Source organism: Marinobacter sp. UBA3604 (assembly GCF_002375325.1).
Lineage (GTDB): Bacteria > Pseudomonadota > Gammaproteobacteria > Pseudomonadales > Oleiphilaceae > Marinobacter > Marinobacter salarius.
Genome location: NZ_DFMB01000048.1, coordinates 21,046 through 37,326 on the forward strand (window position 1 = coordinate 21,046; position 16,281 = coordinate 37,326).

14 protein-coding genes and 1 riboswitch are annotated in these 16,281 nt (G+C 56.6%); of the genes, 6 read left to right on the forward strand and 8 right to left on the reverse strand.

Going from position 1 to position 16,281, the window contains the following annotated elements:
- Positions 1 to 39: 39 nt before the first annotated feature.
- The 3 genes from B2590_RS14830 to B2590_RS14840 all read right to left on the reverse strand — a co-directional run bounded on the left by B2590_RS14830 (position 40) and on the right by B2590_RS14840 (position 3,768).
- Positions 40 to 2,055, reverse strand: coding sequence for an O-antigen ligase family protein (locus B2590_RS14830; protein ID WP_075195812.1), 2,016 nt, complete (start codon positions 2,053 to 2,055; stop codon positions 40 to 42).
- Between the two features lie 40 nt (positions 2,056 to 2,095).
- The gene (locus tag B2590_RS14835) at positions 2,096 to 3,001 is read right to left on the reverse strand and encodes a lysophospholipid acyltransferase family protein (protein WP_371915664.1); all 906 of its coding nucleotides are present in this window, start codon (positions 2,999 to 3,001) and stop codon (positions 2,096 to 2,098) included.
- Between the two features lie 98 nt (positions 3,002 to 3,099).
- Positions 3,100 to 3,768, reverse strand: coding sequence for a YrbL family protein (locus B2590_RS14840; RefSeq protein ID WP_091644608.1), 669 nt, complete (start codon positions 3,766 to 3,768; stop codon positions 3,100 to 3,102).
- Between the two features lie 61 nt (positions 3,769 to 3,829).
- On the opposite strand from B2590_RS14840, the gene B2590_RS14845 reads away from it, so the two are divergent.
- A complete protein-coding gene (locus B2590_RS14845) occupies positions 3,830 to 4,540 on the forward strand; it encodes an SGNH/GDSL hydrolase family protein (protein WP_041336130.1) in 711 nt (236 codons plus the stop codon).
- On the opposite strand, the gene B2590_RS14850 is transcribed toward B2590_RS14845, so the two are convergent.
- The 4 genes from B2590_RS14850 to lpxL are packed head-to-tail and all read right to left on the reverse strand — an operon-like array spanning position 4,464 to position 8,529.
- A complete protein-coding gene (locus B2590_RS14850; protein ID WP_036203497.1) occupies positions 4,464 to 5,522 on the reverse strand; it encodes a glycosyltransferase in 1,059 nt (352 codons plus the stop codon). The genes B2590_RS14845 and B2590_RS14850 overlap by 77 nt on opposite strands.
- On the reverse strand, positions 5,519 to 6,634 hold the full coding sequence (locus B2590_RS14855; RefSeq protein ID WP_075195813.1) for a glycosyltransferase family 4 protein: 1,116 nt from the start codon (positions 6,632 to 6,634) through the stop codon (positions 5,519 to 5,521). The genes B2590_RS14850 and B2590_RS14855 overlap by 4 nt, the downstream gene beginning before the upstream one ends.
- Entirely contained in the window at positions 6,631 to 7,578 is a 948-nt protein-coding gene (locus B2590_RS14860; protein ID WP_036203502.1) for a mitochondrial fission ELM1 family protein, read from the reverse strand. Before B2590_RS14860 ends, B2590_RS14855 begins: the two co-directional genes overlap by 4 nt.
- Complete coding sequence (gene lpxL / locus B2590_RS14865) at positions 7,579 to 8,529, reverse strand: LpxL/LpxP family Kdo(2)-lipid IV(A) lauroyl/palmitoleoyl acyltransferase (protein ID WP_075195814.1); 951 nt, start codon at positions 8,527 to 8,529, stop codon at positions 7,579 to 7,581.
- Between the two features lie 172 nt (positions 8,530 to 8,701).
- Between lpxL and waaA the strand changes: the two genes are divergently transcribed.
- On the forward strand, positions 8,702 to 9,970 hold the full coding sequence (gene waaA, locus B2590_RS14870; RefSeq protein WP_041336137.1) for a lipid IV(A) 3-deoxy-D-manno-octulosonic acid transferase: 1,269 nt from the start codon (positions 8,702 to 8,704) through the stop codon (positions 9,968 to 9,970).
- Between the two features lie 62 nt (positions 9,971 to 10,032).
- Here the strand turns inward: waaA and B2590_RS14875 are convergent, their stop codons facing one another.
- Positions 10,033 to 11,436 (reverse strand): TolC family outer membrane protein, encoded by a 1,404-nt coding sequence (locus tag B2590_RS14875; protein WP_036203512.1) that lies wholly within the window; start codon positions 11,434 to 11,436, stop codon positions 10,033 to 10,035.
- A gap of 158 nt (positions 11,437 to 11,594) precedes the next feature.
- Positions 11,595 to 11,709: riboswitch (TPP riboswitch) on the forward strand.
- 74 nt (positions 11,710 to 11,783) lie between these two features.
- Between B2590_RS14875 and thiC the strand changes: the two genes are divergently transcribed.
- The 4 genes from thiC to cpdA all read left to right on the forward strand — a co-directional run bounded on the left by thiC (position 11,784) and on the right by cpdA (position 16,031).
- The gene (gene thiC / locus B2590_RS14880) at positions 11,784 to 13,661 is read left to right on the forward strand and encodes a phosphomethylpyrimidine synthase ThiC (protein ID WP_091644610.1); all 1,878 of its coding nucleotides are present in this window, start codon (positions 11,784 to 11,786) and stop codon (positions 13,659 to 13,661) included.
- A gap of 263 nt (positions 13,662 to 13,924) precedes the next feature.
- Positions 13,925 to 14,542 (forward strand): NUDIX domain-containing protein, encoded by a 618-nt coding sequence (locus B2590_RS14885; RefSeq protein ID WP_091644613.1) that lies wholly within the window; start codon positions 13,925 to 13,927, stop codon positions 14,540 to 14,542.
- A 1-nt stretch (position 14,543) separates the two neighbouring features.
- Entirely contained in the window at positions 14,544 to 15,029 is a 486-nt protein-coding gene (locus B2590_RS14890) for a DUF1249 domain-containing protein (RefSeq protein ID WP_036203520.1), read from the forward strand.
- A 195-nt stretch (positions 15,030 to 15,224) separates the two neighbouring features.
- Positions 15,225 to 16,031 carry a 3',5'-cyclic-AMP phosphodiesterase gene (cpdA, locus tag B2590_RS14895; protein ID WP_036203523.1) on the forward strand — a complete coding sequence of 269 codons (807 nt, stop codon included), beginning with the start codon at positions 15,225 to 15,227 and terminating at the stop codon, positions 16,029 to 16,031.
- The last annotated feature ends 250 nt before the right edge of the window (positions 16,032 to 16,281 follow it).

Genomic DNA, 16,281 nt, shown 5'->3' on the forward strand with positions numbered 1-16,281 from the left:
AAGTTCGATCAGTACTGCCTTTATTACTATGTGAAATAGCTATTCGACAGGGTGTTTGTTACGGCTCAATGTCCAGAGGCCGGCGTATTTATTAAATGTCACCTGTGCATAGGTGACCGCCGTTAGATACCCCACAGAGCCATCGAGAAAACCAAAACGGATAAAGTAGACCTGTATGAACGTCATGACCGCCCTTAGGGTAGGGTAGAGCATGGTGCGAGTTCTTTTGCCCCGACGGTGCTTTTCCCTGGATCCCAGCCACGCGTATTTTGCGCTCTTTTCCAGGGAGTGCCCAAAGTCACGATGGGTGTAATGGGTGAGTCGCCCTCGCAGTGTTTTTATGCTGCGGCCTTCGGGGATAAGAATTCGCTCATGGACTAAAGCATCCGAAAAGGATACGCCTTCACGTCGAAAAAGGCGTAGAGGGGCGCGTCCGCTGCGACCGAAGTCCAGTCTTTTGCCATAGATCGTAACGGCCCAGGGGAGCTTATAAGCGTCGGCATCCGGGGCGGCCAAACGATGATTTATTTCGCGGGCCAGTTCCTCGGTAATCCGCTCGTCGGCATCCAGAGATAACACCCAGTCACCTGTTGCTCTCTCAAGAGCCCTTTGTTTTTGTACTCCGAACCCAGGCCAGTCTGTGGTTTCAACAATGTCGGCGTATTGCCGTGCAATTTCTACAGTGCGATCAGAACTGCCACTGTCCAGCACAATTATTTCGTCGGAGACCTGCCGGGCCGACACCAGGCAGTCCGCAATGTGGTCCTCTTCATTCATGGTGATTACGGTTGTCGACACCCGACATCCGCGCTTGCGAACGTATGACGCCTTTAATTCATGGAATAGAGTGGTCGCCAGTACGGAAATGATCAATAGATAGAAGGTCAGAAACAGGCTTCGATTGAAAGTGGCTTCCGTTAGTCCAAAGAAAAAGTAGCCCACCGTGACCATGGTACCGGCCGCAGCAATGTGAGCTGTGGGGAAATGCTTGCTACGAACGTGCTGGCTGAAGATCGCCAAAGGAATAAAGATCAGAAATGCCCAGCTTAGGACGCCGGGAATGCCACTCGTCGCGGCATTGTTGATCAGGTCGTTGTGAGCATGACCAACGCAGCAATCCAGAAGCGCTGGCGATGCGCTACCGTTGTCAACGGCAGATCTGATGGTATGGCTAAACCCGCCAAGGCCTGCGCCCGTCCAGGGATTTTCGACAAACATTTCCCAGGCATGATTCCAAAGCTCCAGGCGCAGTTCGATTCCCGAATCGAGACTATGGTCATTCAGAGCGGCGTCGATTGATTGCAGCGTACGATCCGTTGAGAAAACGGCACTGAGGACCAGGATGGGAATAAGCAAGACAGCAGCCAGCCGGAGCTTTCGGCCAAGCAGTGGAATAACAATGAGAAGCAAAAATGGTAGAGCCAGGAGGTTGCTGCGGGTTTCAGATAGTAGGGACGTGAGCACGGCCGCGACGCTTCCCGCGATAAAGGCCATCGCCAGGAATCGGTTTCCGTTGCGCAGGAAAAACAACCCGCCTACCAGGGTGAGCATACCTCCCAGAAGTGCAATGTTACCGAAACTGATTGGGTTGATGCCGCCCCCGAACCGTGAACTCAAAGTGCCGGTGGGCGTTGCTGCACCTGGCTGCAGCGCATAAATCAATGCACCGATAACGGACAGGGAAATCAATCCGATGGCAGCGAATCCGGTGATCGCACGCAGGCGAGCATGGCTCAGAGCCATAACGAGCGGCCAGAACAATATAAAGCGGGCGTGTGTGCCGAGCGTTTTTCCGCCTTCATAGTCGAAGCCTTCAACAGCCCAGGAGTATGCGCTGACGGAGACGTAAAACCAGAAAGCGAAGTGGATTAAACGCAGCTCCCTTGGGGGTTCCCAGCCGGTTTTCTGGAGTGATTGGCGTGCTATAAGTATGATGCCGATAACTGAGAGCATCAGTGTTGCTGCCGAGAGCACGCTTGACGAGACGAGCGCGCCTCCCAGGCCGATCATCAACAGTAGTGCAACAAGAAGGCTGGTGCGCGAACTTATATTCATGCTATCCGTAGTCGACACGTTTCAGGCCTTTACCATCGATTCAGCATACACGATCGGGTTTATAGGGATTGATTTCCCCAGGAACACGATGGCGAAAGCGTTTGTATTCCCATTGATACTGTTCCGGGATTTCTCTGACCACATTCTCTATTGAGCGGTTCAGGGCTGTAGTGGCAATGAGGGGGTCTGTGTCGGCAATGCCTTCTTCACACTCGCGAATAACCAATCGAAATCCACGTCCGTCTTTCAGGCGTTCGGAATAGGTCATCAAAGGCTTGGCGCCGGACTTTTGCAGCAGCTTGGAAACCAGTGTCATGGTACGTACGTCCATGCCAAAAAAGGGCGCGTAGGCGTTTCCTTTTCCTCGTGGGCTCTGGTCTGGAAGAATGCCGGTTACCTCGCCTTCACGGAGAAGGGCAATAAGCCGTGCCAGGCCACGACGGTCGCCACGCACCAGTTCAGAGCCGAGCCGGCCGCGAACCCGGATCATATAGTCCTCAAATTCCTTGATATGTGGCGGACTGTACAGCGCCGCCATACGGTAGCGTGACGAAAAGTAAAGTCCTGTGAGTTCCCAGTTGCCCAGATGTGGGGCCAGCAGCAGTAAGCCACGGCCGTCCTTCTTCGCATTTTCCAGTAGTTCCTCGCCTTCGATTTCCCGAATCAGGCCAAGGCAGCGTTCGACCGGCCATTCCCACATCAGTGGAATTTCCATCATGGTCTGTCCGGTATGACGTAGACTGGAGCGAGCCATGTTCTGATGCTGATCGTTCGTAAGATCTGGAAAGGCAATGCCGAGATTGATCTCGGTGACACGCCGAGAATTCGTTCTGAACGTCCATGCGATAGTGCCCAGAAAGCGGCCGGCCAACTGGGCCGCACGTAGTGGCAGCTTGCCGGCAAGCCCAAGGATAGTGATCAAAAACGATGCTTTGGACATAGCCATAAATCGGAGGACAATCAACTGAAAAAAGAATGAACGGAAGCTACCACCATCCGGCTTGTGCGGCAAGGCTCGTTGGCCTTTGAGACTCGTCATTTGCCCTAAAGCTTTTGAGAGTCCTCCCAACTCTCGCTGCGATTACCGGTTTCCCAGCCAATTCTCAGGTAAAAGCGCCGGATACGACGGCCAATGTATCGTTCTCGCCAAGCGGACAGAGTGGCCAATTTGTCGGGGATGGCGGGGGCGCCGAGCCCGTCAACCAGGAACAGCTCCGGTTGTCCGCCCTTGTCGGCGATCACCAGGTTGTGGGGCAGCAGGTTCCGGGTGAGGATTCCGGTTTCGAGTAACCAGTTGCAGAAGCGGTCTGCGGCGTCCCGAATCGGTTGATCAAACCCTCGGTGTTTCAGGTAGTGTTCGAGCGTTTCGCCCGGTAGGCCGTGGTCATCGAAGAGGAGTTCACTCATGTTTGCCGGCCCGAGCGAGGTTTCCACCGCGCCATGAAATTGCGGCAGGTGTGCCCAGACCAGTTCGTCGTGGCCATCGTTGATCAGTGCCCGGATGGCTTGCTGTTGATGCGCCCGGAGTTCCTGGCGGTTGTCATCAATTCTCGCTTTGCCGAGCATTTTCTTTGGCCAGGCCTGGCGCTGGTACCGCACTTCGATGTTTTCAGGCCGCAGTACTTTGAGACACAATGCCGGATCATCCGGATGCCGGTAGCAGTGTCGGTTGTAGCCAGAGGCGAATGGCTCAATGCCTGACAGGTCAATCATGGATCGTATCCGAATCTCGTTTTATCGCCTTGTGCAACGGAAGCCTCGGGAAGCCACGTGTATGAACGGTTGTATTGCCTACGGTGATTGTAATACCGAGGGCCTGAAAGACTATCATGAACCGGTCTGGCCGCAGATCGTTGCGAAGCAATTGGGTCTTTCGCTCACCAATTGTGGTCATACCATGAGCACAACCCGTGAGCTGCTTCAGTATGCTGAGGCCTTCCCGCCCAGGAACTATCAATTGGCGTTTATTCAGTACGGGCTCGTTGATTCCTGGCTCACCTTTCGTGGTGCGCCCTATGTGCTTTATTACCCGGACAGCCCCCGCAGGAAGCTTGCCCGAAAGCTCGTCAAAAAGCTGAAGAAATGGGCCCGGCGTCTCCACCTGCAGGATCGTTGGGGCGCGGTGGAGCAGGTGCCGCTGGATGAGTATCTGGGCAATATTGAGCGTGTGTTGCGCTCGGCCCCCGACACCCTGTTCGCGTTGGTGTCCACGCCGCCGAACCTCGACGAGCCCCGGAACCCGCGCATTGAGCGCTACAATGAGGGCCTGCGAGAGTTAGCCATACGAGAGCCAAATGCATTTTTTGCCGATGCCTACCACCCATTATGGCAGCGGAAAGCCGAGTCCTTGATGGCAGACGGAACCCACCTTACCGAAACAGGGCATCGACTCCTGGCGGATACGGTGATCAGCGCGCTGTCGACATACTGGCCAACAGGTCCCGATAAAAAGCCTCAGTCTTCGATACCATCGCCTCAAGGCTGAGTTGCTCCCGGGCCCACAGGAAACTGCCGTTTTGGGAATCTCTCATAACCATCGGGCTGCGGAGATTGGTGCGAACCAGTGTGGCGATATCCTCAACGCGGTCAGACGCGGCAATACTCTGTTCTGGCAGAAATTCCCCCACTCCGCTGACTGGCGTTGACAGTACCGGGCAACCCGCCATCAGCGCTTCCACCATGATATAAGGAAAACCTTCGCGGCTGGAGCTGATGATGCAGGCGGTGGCGGCTTGGAGCCAGGGCTTCATATGGAGCTCATGGCCTGGAAGCAGTACGTGGTCTGAGACGTCCAGCTCCTGAATCAGGGTACCTAGTTGAGCACGCTGGCTACCATCACCCAGGATAACCAGACTACCACCGCAGTCGGCCCTGGCCCAGGCGCGAATCAGCCGGTCGAACTGTTTGACTGGTTCCAGACGGCCTGCGGCTAACAGGAGAGGGCGATCTGCAGGAATTTCGAAGGTCGGGGCCTCCGTCTTTTCTTCGCCGGAGGTGTCCACAGGCGGTAAGCCATTGTGGATCAGCCGAGCATTGGCGTGGGCAATGGTGTCGGTAATATCACGGCTGACACCAATCACGCCATCCAGCCGCTCAAACCCCTTATGGGAGCGCTTGGTGCCATGAAGCGTGCCCACTGTTGCACTGTTCAGATGACGGGCTGAACTGATCAGGTTTGCGGCCTTGTTACCCTGGGCATGAACGATGTCCGGGTGGATGGAGCGAAGCAGTCGCCGCAGGCGGTAGTGCAGCCATGGGTTGCGTCGGCCGAGCTGAACGGGCAGTGGATGGAAACAAACCGGCGAGGCGAAGCGTTCGCTGTATTGGCTGTGTGCCAGAACGTGAACGGTGTGGCCTCTGGTCGAGAGGGCGTTCGCGAGGTCGGCTGTGTGCGTTTCCATACCGCCCCAGCCCGTGCCGGGCGTGGCGATAATCAGCGCGATTGTCAGCGGGCCTTGCGCATTCATTGGTGCGCAGGCCTCCGCGCAAGAAGGTTCTCATAGACCTTCAGCGTGGTTTCGGTCTGTGCTTCCAGTTGGAATCGCCACGGTATCTCTATCTCAGGTCGGGGATTGTCGAGGAGGGCGAGCGCGGTCTGGGCAAACGCTTCTATATTGTCTGGCGGTACCAGTCCGTCGGAGAAACAGGCGCGCAGTGTTTCGGCTGCGCCACCTCGGTCAAAGGCGGCCACCGGTGTGCCGGAGGCCAGGGCTTCGGTAACGGTGCGGCCGAAAGGTTCTGGTTTCGTGGACATGTGGCAGACCACGTCCGCCAGAAGGTAGAGGGTGGTCATATCGTTGCGCTGGCCGAGGAAACTAACCTTGTCGGTCAGGTTCAGGCGGGCACGTTCCTTTTCCAGCTCCTCCAGAAACTGCTCCTTGCCAGGTTCAGCGCCGCCGACAATGATGCCGTGGCAGTCCGGTCGTTTTTGCACCAGCTGCGCCATCATGGCCAGAAAGTCCAGTTGGCCTTTCCAGCGGGAAATGCGCCCGGGCATCATGATGATCTTTTTCTGGGCCAATTGTGGGTACTGTCGGAACCAGCGGTCCAGCCATTGTGGGCTGAGCTCCCGTTGTCGAAAAGCACTCACGTCCACGCCCCGTTGGATGACGGTCAGTTTTTCTTCCGGCACCGGGTATTTGTTCAGCACATAATCCCGAACACAACCGGACACGGCGATGATGTGATCAGCCCGGGTCATGATGGCGCTGTAGGGGGTCACGGAATACATGCCGTGAAAGGTTGAGACAACGGCCGGGCGCTGGTTGGCTGGAATGGTCTTCAGAGCCAGGAAGATGATCCAGGCGGGCATACGGGAGCGCACGTGCACGATGTCCGGTTTCAGCTCCAGCAGCAGCTTGCGCATGGGGAGGATTTGCCCGAACGACGCCGGGTTCTTCCGGTGTATTGGCATGAAAATGTGTTCCGAGCCTTGCCCACGAAGCTGCTCCGCCATGGGCCCGCCTTTCGAAACCACATAGGACTCGTGCCCACGTTTCACCAGGTCGGCGGCGAACTCCACGGTGCCTCGTTCCACCCCGCCACTGTATAGCGCGGGTAACGCCTGCAGAATCCTCAACGTTTGCCTCCCCTTAAAAAGTGTTCAATCAGCCACCTTGCGGCCCTATCAGCCTCCCAAAGCTCCTGCGATCCGCGCAATTTTCCAGCCATAACCGAGGCATGGTCACTCCAGTGCGCGACGTACCCTTTCTCTACCAGGCTGGCCATGCCCCGGGCGACCCGGCTGTTATTCTTGGGCGCGAGCTCAAACAGACCCGTAGGCACGCCGGAGGTGGCAGCTTCGCAGGCCATGGAGGCGCTGTCTGGTGTGACCCACACCGCGCGGGAGGCGGCGAGTTGATGGGGAAGCCAGCTGGCGTGCGTTCGCCTGGGATCCACGACCGTGACCTTCGGGCCTGCCAGGTCGTTCAGTCGCATCAACAGGTTTTCGGGCGTACGGCGAGAGCCGCTGATCGTCCAGCGCCATTCCGGGTAGCGACCCATTAGCTGGGATAACTGTCCGAGAATAACGTCGTCATCCCAGTCGAAATGGGGGGAGGGGCCGCCTACGAGAACAAGGCCTTCGGGTTTGTCGGTAATTCTGGCCAGGGGCGTGATTGCATTTATGACACCTTCGGTGGCAAGGACATGTCTGGCTGGGGGGACCTTATCGTGTTCTGGAATGATGGCCGCATCGACCCAGTTGAGAGGGAAGCCCGGTTTCATTAAAACCACGGTTTTTACCTTTCGGAGCCGCCGCAGGGATAGCAACAGGCGGTGGGTACCGCTGCCGGCTGCGATAATCAGGTTTGGTCTTCCCAGGGCTTTATCCATGGCCGGCGCAACGCCAAGCAGCGCCCGCCACAAGGGCGGGGGCGCTTCGGTCGCATCGATTTCACTCACGCTGGCGCCAGCCAGCACCCGAAGGCGGTTGCCCAACCCTTTCAGCTGGTTGTGATGGCCAGGCTTATTATCGGTCAGTAGCCAGACAACCGGGGCGGGGGAGCCGGTGTGGGAGCGCATTCAGTTTGCGTCCTTGCTGTACAGGTTCGGATCTTCCCTGGAAGGACGGGTCTTGAAGCGGCGATGCATCCAGAGGTACTGGTCCGGGTGTTTTCGGATTTCGTTTTCGATGGTCTTGTTCACCAATGTGGCGTCCGCCATGTCATCTCCGGAAGGAAAGTTCTCCAGTGGAGGATGGAAGTAGATATCGTACCCTGGAGCGTGTTCCCGTCGGAAATGGCTGAAGGGCACCACGGCACAGCCGCTACGGTCGGCTATGCGCGAGGTGGCGGTGATGGACCCCGCAGGTACTCCGAAAAATGGGGCAAAAACGATGCCTTTGCGGCCGTAGTCCTGATCCGTGGCGTACCAGACGATACGGTTGTTTTTGAGCTGTTTGAGCAGGCCGCGCAGGTTCCGGCTGTCCAGTGCCACCCCATAACGACGCTCCCTTGCGCGGGTCATCACCGCGTTCATCAATGGGTTGTTATGGTCGCGCTGCATCACGTCGGCCTCAATGTATTCGGTGACCAGGGCGCCCCCCAAATCAAGGGTGCTGTAGTGACCGCCCAGCAACAGGATGCCCTTGCCTCTGGCAAGGGCAGCGTCGACATGTTCAAGGCCGTGGACTTCTGTAATGGGCATGAAGCTGGTGGGACTGCGGAACCAGGCCAGCCCAATCTCCATGACACCGATGCCGTTGGCGCGGAAAGACGCCTTCACCAGTGCCTGCTTTTCCGTTTCGGATAACTCTGGAAAGCACAGGCGAATATTCACATCGGTGATTTGCTTGCGACGGCCGGCAAAGCGATAGGCTATGTCACCAACCCGTTTGCCCAGCCACCATTGTAACTTCAGTGGCAATTGGGCACCCAGCCACATGGCGGCGACCCCGATCCAGGTTGGCCACCAGCGCGGATGAAGGTAGCTGGTATAGCGGGTGTCGCGAGTTCTCTGTTTAGCGGTCTTCACTCGTGTCAGTCCCTGATGATTTTTAACGGCAAGAACCGGAGTTTAGCAGGGCCATTATCTCCGGCTAAAGCCGCAATATCCGCAAGTTGCGGAAAATCATGAATTCCAGGTCGCAGACGCCGGCCACCGCTTTATGTAGAATGACCGCCGCATCGACCCGGCCGGAGTTACCATGCTTCATTTTTTCTACTCCCTTTTTTTCCGCATCGCGCTGCCGTTTGTGTTGCTGCGGTTGTGGTGGATCGGGCGTACCAATCCTGAAGCGTTCGTGCGCTGGCAGGAGCGCCTGGGGTACGTGGAGGCCTTCGATGAGCCGGTCATATGGGTTCATGCCGTATCGGTGGGTGAAACCATTGCCGCAGCCCCCCTGGTGAAAGCCTTGCTGAGGCGTAATCCTGATATCCCCATATTGATGACCGCGATGACACCGACCGGCTCGGCCCGAGCCAGGGCTTTGTTCGGTGACCGGGTCCACTATGCTTTCTCACCTTATGACACACCCGGTGCGGTGCGCCGTTTTGTTGGCCGCGTAAGGCCCCGGGCGCTTGTGATTATGGAAACTGAGCTTTGGCCCAATATGATTGCTCTTAGCCGCCAACGCGAGGTGCCCATTTTTCTCATTAATGCGCGCCTTTCCAGCCGTTCCGCGCGGGGATATGAGCGGGTGGCGTCACTGGTTCGCCCGCTGCTCCGCAGTATTAGCTGGATAGCCGCGCAAGCAGAGGAAGACGCTGGCCGGTTCCTGCGTATTGGGGCCACGCCGGAGTCGGTGTCGGTGACCGGCAGTATCAAGTTTGATGTTGAGGTCTCGGACGAAGTGCGCGCCGAATCTTCGGGGCTGAGGGCGGCGCTGGGCGCTGACCGTCCGGTTTGGATCGCAGCCAGTACCCACGACGGTGAGGATCGCCAGATATTGGAAGCTCACCAACAAATCCTCGAGCATTTCCCGAACGCATTGCTGATGATTGTGCCGCGGCATCCAGAGCGTTTTGATGATGTGGCCAGGCTCATTGACGCCATGGGGCTCTCTCTTGTCCGTCGGTCCCAGTCAGGAAGTGACGGGGGCGGAAAGGTGGGGAGCGAGGTGTATCTTGGTGACACTATGGGTGAATTGTTAATGCTGTACGGCGCCTCCGATGTGGCCTTTGTGGGCGGTTCGCTGATTGAGCGCGGCGGCCACAACCCGCTGGAGCCAGCCGCTTGGGGAATACCTGTTGTTTCCGGGCCGCACATATTCAATTTCGAAACCATTTACGACCGCCTTGATTCAGGGCAGGGGCTGTTTATTACGGATTCGGCGGAGTCTCTTGCCCAGTGCGTCGTTCATCTCTTTTCGGATAAATCTTCTGCTCAAAAGGCGGGGCACAACGCGCTGGCGGTTGTGAATGCCAACCGTGGTGCGCTCGAAAAAGTGGTCGATGGGATTGTTAAGCGGGTCTAAGGTGTGATGCCGGCGTTTTGTTATTGGCCGGGGCATGGTGCCCCGGCCTGGTTTGCATCAGTTTACTGAGAGGGGTTGTCGATGGTTTCCTGTTCGTTAGCCATGGCTTCAATCCCCGGCGCTGATGCGCTCAGCCAATTGTTCAGGTCAACCAGATCCTGAGGGCTTAGGGTGCCAGCTGCCTGTTTCAGGTTCAGGGTGTTAATCACGTAGTCGTAACGGGCATTGGCGAAGTCACGCAGTGCCACGTAATAGTTCCGTTCCGCATCCAGCACTTCCACGATGTTCCGTGTACCCACTTCGTAACCGGCACGGGTGGCATCCAATGCACTGCGGCGGGAAATGATGGTCTGTTCAAGTGCATTGGCGGCCTCAATGTTGTTGTCAATGGTCAGGAACAGGCTGCGCGTGTTTACACGTACATCGCGGCGCGCTGTATTCAGGTCATGTTCGGCAGCCGTCACCAGCGAGCGCTGTTGACGCACGCTAGCCTTCGTTCCTCCTCCTGTATATAGAGGAATATTGAGGGACAGGCCAATGACGCCCTCAGTGCCTTCTTGCGTTGTTGATAAGGCGTTGTCGAGACGAGTTTCACGATAGGAGGCGGTAAGCTCAAGCGTTGGCAAATGGCCTGACTTGGCCGCTTTCAGGTCGGACTGACTTGCGTTAAGCTGGAAAAGGGTCGTTTGAAGAGACCAGTTGTTTTTGAGGGCTCTTGACTCCCAGGATGCTGGGTTTGCCGGTTCAGGGCGCCTAAGAGGGAAGTTCTGCCGAAGGTTTTCCAGAGCGGTAGGGTAATCGCCGGTTAGTCGCGCCAGTTGTTCTTTTGCAATGTTCAGTTGATTTTCAGCAGCGATGCGTTGGCTTCTGGCATCGTCATAGCTGGCCCGCGCTTCGTATACTTCGGTTATGGCGATAAGGCCCACTTCAAAGCGTTCCTGGGCCTGATCATATTGGCGCTGAATGGCAGCTTCAGTTGCTCTCGCGGTGGTAACTGTATCCTGAGCCCGCAAAACATTGAAATAGGCGGTTGCTGCATCGAGAATCAGTTGTTGTTGGGACAGGTTGTATTGGGCTTCAGCAGCCTTTGTTTGGAATTGGCTGGCTTCGTATGTAAACCAGTCGCTGGCCTGGAATATAGGTTGGCTCAACTCAACGCCGTAACGATAAGCCTTGTAGCTGTCACCCGAAAAAAACTGTCGCGCCAACTCATCGTTCCCTGAGCCGCTGAATGCGTTATGGGGCTCAAAATCTGTGTGGTTTACTGACCCTGTTGCCGTGATTTGCGGCAGCAGGGAGCTTTTACTGACGTCAACGGCAGCTTGCTGCGCCTGGAACTGAGCCTGAGCCGATGCAATGCCGGAATCATAGGAGAGTGCTTTCTCGTACGTCTCAACCAGATCCATGGATAGTGCAGGCTGGGCTGCGAGCAGTCCAATCAGCCCGGAAAGCAGTCGTTTCTTCATGATGTCTCCTGTTAGTGAATCACCCGGCGTGTTGGAATACCTGGCCACATATGTTCAGATAACCATTGAGCGTTTCAGGCTCGCCATTATGGACAATAATCGGCCTGAGCTCTACACTTGCAGTCGGCACTGATTGTAAGTGTCAATTACATTGATTTCGCGTCTTGACGGGGTGCTGGCGTCAGAACATCTGACCGCCGGCTGAGATTGCCATGCAGAACCCGCAACCTGATCCGGATAATACCGGCGTAGGGATTTGAGACAATATGCTGCAACGACACAGAACCGTTCTGTGATCACTGCCCGTCATGCGCGACCCGTATACCTAATCAACCCGGGGACGCACTATGACAACAATACCTTCCTATCTTAGCGATTCAGCAAAAGTCGATTCTGCAGCCATCAAGCCGCTGCCCCAGTCCCGAAAAATCTACGTACAGGGTAGCCGACCTGATATTCGGGTGCCCATGAGGGAAATTACTGTGGGCGACACGCCGACCGACATGGGTGGCGAGAAAAATGCGCCCGTCGCCGTTTATGACACCTCCGGTCCGTACAGCGACCCTGAAGCCACTATTGATCTGCGTAAGGGACTCAAGCCCATCCGTTCCGCCTGGATTGAGGAGCGCGGAGATGTAGAGCAGCTATCCGATTACACCTCTGAATTCACGCGTCGCCGGATGAAAGACCCTCTGCTGGACCCACTCCGTTTTATGGATGAGCGCAAGCCGCTGAGGGCCAAGCCCGGCAAGAACGTCAGCCAGATGCATTATGCCCGCCAGGGGATCATCACTCCTGAGATGGAATTTGTGGCCATCCGCGAGAACATGAAGCTGCAGGAAGCGCGAGAGCAGGGTCTACTGAAGGATCAGCACCCGGGCCAGTCCTTCGGCGCGTCCCTGCCGCAAGAAATTACGCCGGAATTTGTCAGGGACGAAGTTGCCCGCGGCCGGGCGATTATTCCCAACAATATCAATCACCCGGAAACCGAACCGATGATCATCGGTCGCAACTTCCTGGTAAAAATCAACGGCAACATCGGCAACTCGGCGGTCAGTTCTTCCATCGAGGAAGAGGTCGAGAAGCTCACCTGGGGCACTCGCTGGGGTTCCGACACCATCATGGATCTGTCTACCGGCAAGAATATCCATGAAACCCGTGAATGGATTATCCGCAACTCGCCGGTTCCCATCGGCACCGTGCCCATCTATCAGGCATTGGAAAAAGTCGGCGGCGCTGCCGAAGACCTGACCTGGGAGATTTTCCGTGACACGCTGATTGAACAAGCAGAGCAGGGCGTCGACTACTTCACCATCCACGCTGGCGTGCGCCTGCATCACGTGCCAATGACGGCCAAGCGTACCACTGGCATTGTGTCCCGTGGCGGTTCCATCATGGCCAAGTGGTGTTTGGCCCATCATCAGGAAAGCTTCCTGTACGAGCACTTCGAAGACATCTGCGAAATTATGAAAGCCTATGACGTGGCTTTCAGTCTCGGTGACGGCCTGCGTCCCGGCTCCATTGCCGATGCCAACGACGAAGCCCAGTTCGGCGAGCTCGAAACCCTGGGTGAGCTCACCAAGATTGCCTGGAAGCACGATGTTCAGGTAATGATCGAAGGGCCGGGCCATGTGCCCATGCAGCTGATCAAGGAAAACATGGACAAGCAGCTGGAATGCTGTGATGAGGCACCGTTTTACACACTCGGGCCACTGACCACGGACATTGCCCCTGGCTACGACCACATTACGTCCGGTATCGGCGCGGCAATGATCGGTTGGTACGGCTGCGCCATGCTTTGCTACGTTACCCCGAAGGAGCATCTGGGCCTGCCCAACAAGGACGATGTAAAGACCGGCATCATCACCTACAAAATCGCAGCTCATGCCGCTGATCTGGCAAAGGGCCACCCCGGTGCCCAGATCCGCGACAACGCGCTGTCCAAAGCCCGCTTCGAGTTCCGCTGGGAAGATCAGTTCAACCTCGGCCTCGACCCGGACACCGCTCGTGCCTTCCACGACGAAACCCTGCCCAAGGACTCCGCGAAGGTGGCTCACTTCTGCTCCATGTGTGGCCCGAAGTTCTGTTCCATGCAGATTTCCCAGGAAGTTCGGGAGTATGCCAAGGAGAATGGCCTAGACGAGGTGTCTGCGGTGGATGCCGGCATGAAGGAGAAATCCCGGGAGTTTGTGGAGGCTGGGTCCAAGCTTTATGACAAGGTTTGACCTTTTGTAAGACTGCTTGGTTCGGAGTGTGAGCCAGGATGGTAGCCCCGTTCAGAAAACGACTCGAGACGTCCCTGTGCGTCTCGGGCTCCGCCATCCCTGGCGGAGCCCAAGCGCCCCATGGATGGGCTTGAGCGTGTTTTGGAAAGAGAGTCCCAATAGCTGCTTCCCCGTGATTTAAGGCTGGGGCCCAAGCTTGCAGTAGCCCTGTAAATCCGGCTATCGTTCAGAATCGTTCTCAAAAACGGATCTGAACTCTTGTAATGACCGAACCGTTCCAGTTTAAAGACCACGACGTAAAAATCGAAAAACGCGAAACCGTGTTCCATGGCTTCTTCCGCATGGACAAGCTCTGGCTGACGCACCCGCGCTTTGACGGCGGGCAAATGCCAACCTTCACCCGCGAGCTCTTCATCCGTGGCGACGCCACCTGCGTATTACCTTACGATCCGGATCGTGACGAGGTTGTTCTTCTTGAACAGTTCCGCCTCGGCGCTTTAGGTCGGAAGCAGTCCCCCTGGTTACTGGAACTCGTGGCCGGCATGAACGAGGAGGGTGAGTCGCCCGAAGACGTTGCCCAGCGAGAAGGCCAGGAAGAAGCCGGCCTGACGTTTAAACCGCTGGACAAAATCTGCGACTATCTAGTGTCTCCCGGCGGAAGCACGGAGCTGATCCACCTATACTGCGGTCGCATCAGCACCAAATCCGCCGGCGGTTTGTTTGGCATGGAGCATGAACACGAAGATATCCGTGCTCATGTATTCAGCGCCGACGAAGCCATCGCAATGATTTATGATGGACGTATCAATAACGCTGCCGCGATCATCGCGCTGCAGTGGTTGCAGTTGAATCGCCCGCGCTTGCGGGAAGGTTGGAGCTGATATGACAGAGTGGGTAATGAAACCCCGGCGTTATGTACCGGATCTAAGACGTTTCGGCGCGCTGTGTGATGGCAATTACATGCGGCTTCACCGCCTGCGGAGGCTTGAAGCCAAGGGCCGCCCCATTTGTGAATTCGAGCTTCATCGTGAGGACCAGTACCTGGGCCGTGTTCGCATCGAAGTGCTGCAAACCACAAAGTTTACGGAAACCCTGCTGCTTGAACAGGTGCACAACTCCGGGCGCTGGCTGAATAATCCCCAGTTGACGGTTCGGGTCTATCACGATGCCACCATGGCCGAGGTTATCAGTTGTTACCGCGATCGACAGATTGCGCCGGTGAACGACTACCCGAACCGTTTCATGCACCACCCTGACGAAAAAGTTCAGGTCAACAGTTTCCTGGCCGACTGGCTGGATTACTGCCTGCGTTTCGGCCACTTGCCGATGGAACATGCCGCCTGGTCTGCCGGAGAGGGCGTGGACTAAGGTTGTATGTCTGCTCTGCATCCAATGACATAGAGTGCGCGTAGACTGTGCGAGAGTTGTCAAAACCGGCAATTGCCTGGGGAAGCCTGAGCAGAATGTGATGAATATTCTGGATGCAGGCGGAAAAACTCAATAACCTGCCAGTAGGTCTGCTTCACCGGTGTGTGTTGCGCAAACGCAAGAACCACGAGTGCCATGACAGAGAACGACAACCAGCGTGCCCTCCGGGTGCTACAACTGACTGACCCGCACCTGATGGCCGATCCGGCGGGTGGGCTGCTGGGTGTCAATACGAGGGACAGCCTGGATGCCGTGATTGCTCAGGTTTTCCGGGACCATGGCCAGCCGGACCTTATCCTCGCCACGGGTGATATTGCCCAGGATGCAAGCGAAGAAGCCTACCGCCTGTTTGGCGACAAGTTGGAGGTCTTTCAGTGTGATACGGCCTGGATGGCCGGCAATCATGACGATTCGCCACTGCTATCCCGTATCGCCGCCGAGCGAGGAGCCAATCAGCGCCATATTATCCAGGGTGGGTGGCAGTTTGTGCTGCTGGACACCTCGGTTCCCGGGAAGGTGTTCGGTGAGCTTTCGGAGCCTGAGCTGGCGTTCCTGGAGAAGACCCTGAGTGAGAATCCCGACCTGCCAGCACTGGTCGCTCTTCACCACCATCCGGTTGAAATCGATACCCGCTGGATGTCACCGATCGGGCTTCGCAATCGTGACGCGTTCTGGCAGGTGATCGATCGTTTCCCGCAGGTAAAAATCGTCCTCTGGGGCCATATCCATCAGGAACTGGATCAAACCCGCAAGAGTGCGCGCCTGCTGGCGACGCCGTCGACCTGCATACAGTTTACAGCCGGCTCCGTGGAGTTTTCGGTGGAGGATAAGGCGCCGGGCTATCGGTGGTTCGAATTGTTGCCGTCGGGTGAGTTTTCCACTGAAGTCAGCCGGGCGACGGATTTTGTGTTCGAGCTGGATAGCAACAGCACCGGATATTAGCGGGTTGCTGATCGGTAGGCGGCCTGTTAATGGCCACCTTATTGCGTATATAATTCAGGCTTCGCTCAGGACGAGCAAGAGACATTCACTTCTTCAGGGATCGAAGACATGCCCCAGGCAACCGGACTGCAGTTCACGGCCACCCTTGGCCAACTCCCCAAAGACCTGTTCGTGGTCGCCCGTTTCGAGCTGACCGTGTACCTTTCCAGGCTCTGCCATTGCAAGCTGGAACTGGCCAGTACCTCGCCCG